This is a genomic window from Nocardia vinacea NBRC 16497 (assembly GCF_000308835.1).
GTDB classification, from domain to species: Bacteria; Actinomycetota; Actinomycetes; order Mycobacteriales; family Mycobacteriaceae; genus Nocardia; species Nocardia vinacea.
The window spans coordinates 46,346-52,872 of record NZ_BAGN01000108.1; the positions used below are offsets into that span (position 1 = coordinate 46,346).

Consider the following 6,527-nt stretch of genomic DNA (forward strand, 5'->3'; position numbering starts at 1 on the left):
ACCAGGACAATTGACGTGGGGCAGGTGTCCTGTCGGGGCGATTCACTACTGATCGTTTCCCGATCCGACCCGGTGGTCCGGGCTGCGGGTGGCGACATAGTCCTTGGCCCACCGGTAGTCGGGTTTGCCGCTGGGGGAGCGGGTGATGGTATCGGCGACCCAGATGGTGCGAGGCACCTTGTAGCCGGCGAGGTGATGGCGCACATGGGCGGTCAGCGCGCCGAAGTCCAGCGGCCGGTCGCCTGCGATGGAGACCACCGCGGCGACCTGCTGTCCCCATCGCTCGTGCGCGATGCCGACGACCACGGCGTCGAACACCGAATCATGGGATTTCAGAACGCCTTCGACTTCCTCCACGAACACCTTCTCGCCGCCGGTGTTGATCACCATATTGCCGCGGCCGAGCAAGGTGATGGAGCCTTCGGCTTCAGCACGGGCGCGGTCGTCGGTGACCACCATGCGGACTCCGTCGACGGTCTTGAACAGGCGCTCTGTCTTCGCGCTGTCCTTGTAGTAACCCAGCGGCACCGAGCCGGTTTTTGCTAGCCAGCCTTCCGCGCCGGCCGCGACTGGCCGCCCGGAGTCGTCGACCACCACCGCGCCGCGGCCGGTCTGCACGCGCGGTCCGCGCCCCGGATCGTCGTCCTTGGTGGCGAAACCGATTCCGCCGAAGCCTGTTTCGGATGATCCGATGGAGTCGGAGACCACCGTGGACGGAAACTTCTCCAGCAGAGCGTTTTTCACCGGCTGAGAAAGCAACGCCGCGCCGGAGGCGATGGCCAGCAGCGAGGACGCGTCCACCGGGTCGGCGGCATAGGCGTCGAGCAGCGGGCGGGCGATGGCGTCGCCGGTGATCACCATGACCTGGGGCCGTTCGCGTTCCACCGTTCGCCACACCTGTCGCGCATCGAACTTCGACTCGAACACGATGGCATTGCCGGTCCACAGCGCGGTGAACGTGGGCATCATCGCCGCGGCGTGGATCAGCGGCGGCAGGATCAGCCAGGTGCTGGGATCGGTCTGCGCGCCGAGCCGGGATTGCTGGAATTCGTCGGCGACGGGATCGCCGGTGTAGAAATCGATGCCGCCGCCGAGGACCCGCCACATGTCCTCCTGACGCCACATCACGCCTTTGGGCATGCCGGTGGTGCCGCCGGTGTACATCATGAACAGGTCGTCGGCGCTGCGCTCGATCTCGCGACGCGCGGGCGATCCGGCGGCGAGCGCCGCCTCGTAGAAGCCGGCCGTACTGTCGAGGTGCTCGCTGCACAGATCGTCGTCCACCACGATGGCGTGGCGCACTCCGGGCACGCGTGAGAGTGCCTGTGCCACAGCGGGTTCGTAACTGCGGTGATACACCAGGACTTCGACGTCGGCGTTGTCGTAGAGGTAGCACAGCTCCTCGACGCCGTAGCGGTAGTTGACATTGATCGGGACCGCCCGCAGCTTGAAGCAGGCGAGGAGGGTCTCCATAGTCTCGATGCTGTTGTGCATCTGGAAACCGATATGGGCGCCGGTGCGCACACCGATCGAAGCGAGGTGATCGGCCAGCCGATTGGCCCGGGCATCGAGTTCGGCGAAGGTGATACGCCGACCGCCGTGGATCAGCGCAATGCGTCTGGGCATCGCGTCGACGGAATGTTCGAACAGGTCAGCGAAGTTGCACGCCATGGGAATTCGTCTCTCAATGGTGCTCAGACCACGGTCAAGGGCAGCGGGATGCCGCGATCGGCGAAACGGAAGTCGGCGCCCGTACTGAACCGGGTGATCGCAACCTCACCGGCTTCGACGAAGGGCTTGTCGGCTCGGAGAAAACAAATCGCCAGCTCCTCGTCGGTGTCGCCGACGACATGAGCCGCGTACCGGGGGTTGACCCCGCGCGCCATGGCTTCCAACGGCGCTAGATGCGCCGCGTCGATCACCGACGGCCACACCTGGTCGTGGATGGCTCCGCTGCGTTTCGGAAGCCGCAGGCGGACTCCGATCTCGCTCAGATCAATGCGTGCTCCGGTGTAGCGCAACGGATTCCACGCCGGGTGCAGTCCCAGCACCCGGGCCAGCGCCGCATTGTCGTCACCGAGACCGAGTGCGTTGCGGATGCGCTCGGAGGTGAGACCCGCGATGCCGGTGAACTGTTTGCGCACGATGTCGGCCACCGCGTCGGTGCGGCTGCCGACCGCGATGCGGAAACCCAATGTCAGCAGATGATGCTGCAGGCATACTTCGTCGGCCATGCGGATCAGGGCGGAGCGGGAGAAGTCCGCGAACCGCAGGTCGCTGAGCAGCGGGCCGGTGTAGTCGGCGCGGCCCGGATCGGCGGGGTCGATCGGATCGAGATGCACTCGGGCCGCGTGGGAATCGGCGACCTTATCGGCATTGGGCGGAATCGGCGGTGGGACGTGTGCAGGATCGATGGTGACCGTCCACGCGCAGACCGGATGCCGGTCGGCCGGCACCCGGGGCGGGCGATGGATCGGCCGCACCTGCGCATGCGGATTGGTCGCGAGCGCGGTGGCATCGAAGGTCGGGTCCTCGATGTCGTGACACATCGATCGCACATAGGTCTCACCCATGGGTTCCACATCGGCCAGCGCACCGCAGTGGTCGAGCCAGAACTCGCCGTGATCGTGGTCGTCGACCCGGAAGCGGAAGTCCATGAACTGGGGCGGCGCACCGACATCTAGTTGCAGCCCTTTGAAGATCGTCTCGACGCTGTCGCCGGTGAACCCGAATGCGCGCTGCATGCGCCGGGTGTAGACGGGGCTTGCCACCTGCCATTCCTCGATCGCGATGGCAGTCATGCCCTCTCGGCCGAAGGCGGCGATGCTGTGCGCCATCCCGGATCGGTCGATCAGGTGGCCGCTCAGCAGGAGTTCGGGGACCAGAACCGCCAGCTCGGCCCGCGTCAGGTCCGCGAAACCGCTGGCGCGCTCGGACTTCGCGCTCACCACAGCGGCACCGGCGCTTCGCCGATCGTGTACCAGCCGGGCAGCTTCTCACCCGAGGTGGCCCGTTCGATGCGCTTCTGCATACCGTCCGACAGCGCGTTGTCGGTGATCATGTCGAGGAATAGTGCGCTGACGTTGCCGAAGTCGAAGAAGTCGCGCTGCCACGACCATTGGAAGTTGCCGCCGTAGCGGAACCAGCTGCCGCCGATGCCTTCCGGCGAGTAGTTGCGGCCGTCGGGTCGCTTCTTATCGCTGACCTGCTTCCACAGGCCGATGAGGTTGCCGCTGCGCTCGTCGATGACCCAATCCTGGTAGGGATAGGTCCAGCCCTCGAGCCCGTCCATCTCCAAACCAATTGCGATGTCGCGGATCTCGTCGCGTCCGACGGCCATGAATTCCTGTTTGGGGCCGTAGTTCCAGCCGTAGGTGGCGTCTTCGGTGTAGTACTCCGCGAGGGCCCGCCAGTCGCCCTCGGCTTCGCAGTCTCGGTTGGCCTGCAGCCAGCGGCGCACCATCTCGTCTAGTTCGGCGCGGTCGAAATCGGCCATGGCAGGGATCCTTTCGGTTCTCGGTCGGTGGTCAGTCGTCGCTGTCGGTGATCGACAGCGCTTGGGTGGGGCAGTAGCGGACGGCCTCTGCGACGGCGGCACGGGCAGCGGGACCCGGATTCGGGTCGAGGATTTCGACCTTGCCGTGCTTGGGCACAGTGAAGACCTCCGGCGCCTCGGCCTGGCACACGGCGTGGCCTTGGCACAGATCCAGATCGACGGTGATCTTCATGAGCCGCTCCCTGCGTCGCCGGAGAGCACCCGGGCCTCGGGTTGGACTTCGGTGAGCTGAATATGGGCGCCCCGCGGTGCGGAGACGACCGCGACGATGGAGGTGGCCAGATGGGCGGCGCGCAGCATTTCGGGATGCCGCGCGAAACCCCACTTCGACCAGTCCTCGAGCACCGGGCCGATGATCTCCGCGGTGGTTTCCATGCCCATGCCGGTGAGAGTCGGGCCGGGCCGCACGAGCGAGGCCCGAACGCCGGTGCCTTCCAACTCCATCCACATCTGCCGGGCCATGACCTCGACCGCGGTCTTGGCGGCGGGGTAGGCCCCCATGCGCGGGCGGGGGTTGTTCGCGGTGTCGGAACTGATGATCACGAAATCGCCGCGCTGTCTGGCGATCATGCCGGGGATGACGCGGTTGGCCAGCCGTTGTACGCCGATCAGGTGAACGTTGATCTGTCGCAGGAAGTGCTCGGGACTCATCTCGTGCACAAGGGAGAACGACAGATCGCCGGCTCCGGACACCACTATCTCGGCCGGGCCCAGCGCGGCTTCAGCGGCGGTGACGAAGGCGTCGACCGATGCGGTGTCGCCGACGTCGAGGTAGTGCGCGAACGCTTCACCGCCGTTGCTCACGATCTTCGCGGCGAGGGCCTCGCACTGCTCGATGCGACGGGCGCCCAGAGCCACCGGAAAGCCGAGTTCGGCAAGCGCTTCGGCAGTTGCCGCGCCGATGCCGGAGGAGGCCCCGGCGATCAGGGCGGGCCGGCGGTCGGGGTGGGGTTCGAACCGTGGCATTACCGGACCTCCACGGTGATGGGAAGTTTGGCGAATCCACGGACGTTCGTCGAGTGCACGCGTTCGATGCCGGCCTCGACGAGGTCGTAACCGCGGACGCGAGAGGCGAATTCGCGCAGGGCGATCGTGGTCTCCAACCGAGCCAGGTGAGCGCCGAGGCAGAAGTGCACTCCCGCACCGAAACTGGCGAGGTTGCCTTTGTCGGGACGGTCGATCCGATAAGAGTCGCCGTCTTCGAACACCTCCGAGTCACGGTTGGCGGAGCCGATGAGCAGCAGTACCTTCGAACCGGCCGGAATCGTCGAGCCGTGGATGTCGATATCGGTCGCGGCGCTACGCGCCACGATCTGGCTCGAGGTGTCATAGCGCAGTGTCTCTTCGACCCAGTCCGGCACCAGGTCGGGGTCGGCGAAAACCTTGGCGTATTCGCCGGGATTGCGTGCCGACCAGTACAGGGCGTTGCCGAGCAGTTTGGTGGTGGTCTCGTTCCCGGCCACCACCATCAGGAACATGAATCCGATGATCTCTTCGTCGCTGAGTCGATCGCCATCGATCTCGGCGTGCAACAGTGCGGAGGTAAGATCCTCGGTGGGCGTGCGCCGCCGTTCGGCGACCATGTCGCTGTAGTAGCCGAGCAGTTTCAGCGCGGCTTCGATGGCCGCGACCGGGACATCGAGCACGCCCTCCTCGCGGTGGACGACCAGATCGGCGAGCCGGCGTACCTCGGCGCGATCGGATTCCGGCACGCCCATGAGCTCGGAGATGACGTCCATGGGCAGCTTCCCGGCGAAATCCTCGATCCAATCGAAGGTTCCGCGCGCCAGCGCCGGTTCCAGGTGCTCGAGAGTCAGTTCGTGTATCCGGCTGTCCATTTCGGTCACCCGGCGCGGCGTGAAGCCCTTGTAGACCAGCCGCCGCATGCGCAGGTGCCGCGGATCGTCCATGGCGAGAAAGGACATCGTCCTGTGCGCATGCGGGCCCCAGGCGGCGGGATCCAGCGACACTCCATTGGCGCTGGAGAGCCGCACGTTGTCCCGGAAGGCAGCGATGACGTCGGAGTGCCGCGACAGTGCCCAGAAGTTCAGCTCCCGATTGTGGTAAAGCGGGGCGTCGGCGCGCAGGCGCTCGTAGGTCGGGTACGGATCGTCGTGGAACCGATAGTCGTAAGGGTCGAATGTGAACGGCTCCAGTGCGGCTGAAGTCATTACGCCCCTCTCAAGGAAGACACATAGCTGGACATGTGTCTGGACGGTATCATCGACTTACGTCCATCACAACGGTCAACTCCGAATATCGCGGGCATTCGGCGTGACCTGGGGGCATTCGCCGCCGGAGTGAAGGAGGTTATCCCCGAAGGTGGTCTTGCGTCCGGTCGCCTATCCGAACTATATTCCGAACACCTGTCCAGACATGTATCGGAGCTTGCATTATGAACGGCCTCGTCCCTCCCGATGGCACGCCTCTGCTTATCGGCGGCAAGCTGGTCCCCGGCGGCTCGGGCGTCTTCGCGACGATCAATCCCGCGACCGAGGAAGTGCTCGGCCACGCCGCCAACGCCTCGGCCGAGGACATGGACGCGGCTATCGGCGCGGCACAGACCGCCTTCGCCGAGACCGATTGGTCCCGTGATCCCGCCCTCCGTGCGCACTGCCTGCGTCAGTTGCGAGACGTCATGCGCGATCACATCGAGGAGTTGCGCGCGATCACGGTCGCCGAGGTCGGCGCGCCCGTCATGCTCACCAGTGGCCCACAGCTGGAAGGACCGATCGGCGATCTGTCCTTCTCCGCCGACCTAGCCGAAACCTACTTGTGGGAAACCGATCTCGGCACCGCTGAGCAGATGGGCATCTCGAGCCGTCGCGTGGTCCGTCGCGAGGCGGTGGGCGTTGTCGGGGCCATCACGCCGTGGAACTTCCCGCATCAGATCAACCTGGCGAAGGTCGGGCCCGCGCTGGCCGCCGGAAACACGGTGGTGCTCAAGCCCGCTCCGGACACGCCCTGGTGT

At 65.7% G+C, this 6,527-nt stretch carries 7 protein-coding genes; 1 reads left to right on the plus strand and 6 read right to left on the minus strand.

Annotated features, from left to right (window positions below):
• Nucleotides 1-45: 45 nt before the first annotated feature.
• From ON44_RS14485 to ON44_RS14510, 6 genes are read right to left on the minus strand one after another with little or no spacing between them, the layout of a single operon-like run.
• A complete protein-coding gene (locus tag ON44_RS14485) occupies nt 46-1,671 on the minus strand; it encodes an acyl-CoA synthetase (RefSeq protein ID WP_040690196.1) in 1,626 nt (541 codons plus the stop codon).
• 23 nt (nt 1,672-1,694) lie between these two features.
• Entirely contained in the window at nt 1,695-2,951 is a 1,257-nt protein-coding gene (locus ON44_RS14490) for a hypothetical protein (protein ID WP_040690198.1), read from the minus strand.
• Nucleotides 2,945-3,496: a nuclear transport factor 2 family protein gene (locus ON44_RS14495; protein ID WP_040690200.1), complete on the minus strand. Its 552-nt coding sequence runs from the start codon at nt 3,494-3,496 to the stop codon at nt 2,945-2,947. The genes ON44_RS14490 and ON44_RS14495 overlap by 7 nt, the downstream gene beginning before the upstream one ends.
• Nucleotides 3,497-3,527: 31 nt before the next feature.
• Nucleotides 3,528-3,728, minus strand: a complete 201-nt coding sequence (locus ON44_RS14500; protein ID WP_040690203.1) for a ferredoxin — start codon at nt 3,726-3,728, stop codon at nt 3,528-3,530.
• Nucleotides 3,725-4,522: an SDR family oxidoreductase gene (locus ON44_RS14505; RefSeq protein ID WP_040690204.1), complete on the minus strand. Its 798-nt coding sequence runs from the start codon at nt 4,520-4,522 to the stop codon at nt 3,725-3,727. The genes ON44_RS14500 and ON44_RS14505 overlap by 4 nt, the downstream gene beginning before the upstream one ends.
• Complete coding sequence (locus ON44_RS14510; protein WP_040690206.1) at nt 4,522-5,727, minus strand: cytochrome P450; 1,206 nt, start codon at nt 5,725-5,727, stop codon at nt 4,522-4,524. Before ON44_RS14510 ends, ON44_RS14505 begins: the two co-directional genes overlap by 1 nt.
• 224 nt (nt 5,728-5,951) lie before the next feature.
• Here ON44_RS14510 and ON44_RS14515 point away from each other — a divergent pair.
• On the plus strand, nt 5,952-6,527 hold a 576-nt coding region (locus ON44_RS14515; protein ID WP_040690207.1), incomplete at its 3' end, for an aldehyde dehydrogenase family protein.

Coding starts and splice junctions, on each gene's coding strand:
- ON44_RS14485 (WP_040690196.1), bottom strand. CDS start 1,671: ATGGCGTGCAACTTCGCTGACCTGTTCGAACATTCCGTCGACGCGATG.
- ON44_RS14495 (WP_040690200.1), bottom strand. CDS start 3,496: ATGGCCGATTTCGACCGCGCCGAACTAGACGAGATGGTGCGCCGCTGG.
- ON44_RS14500 (WP_040690203.1), bottom strand. CDS start 3,728: ATGAAGATCACCGTCGATCTGGATCTGTGCCAAGGCCACGCCGTGTGC.
- ON44_RS14505 (WP_040690204.1), bottom strand. CDS start 4,522: ATGCCACGGTTCGAACCCCACCCCGACCGCCGGCCCGCCCTGATCGCC.
- ON44_RS14510 (WP_040690206.1), bottom strand. CDS start 5,727: ATGACTTCAGCCGCACTGGAGCCGTTCACATTCGACCCTTACGACTAT.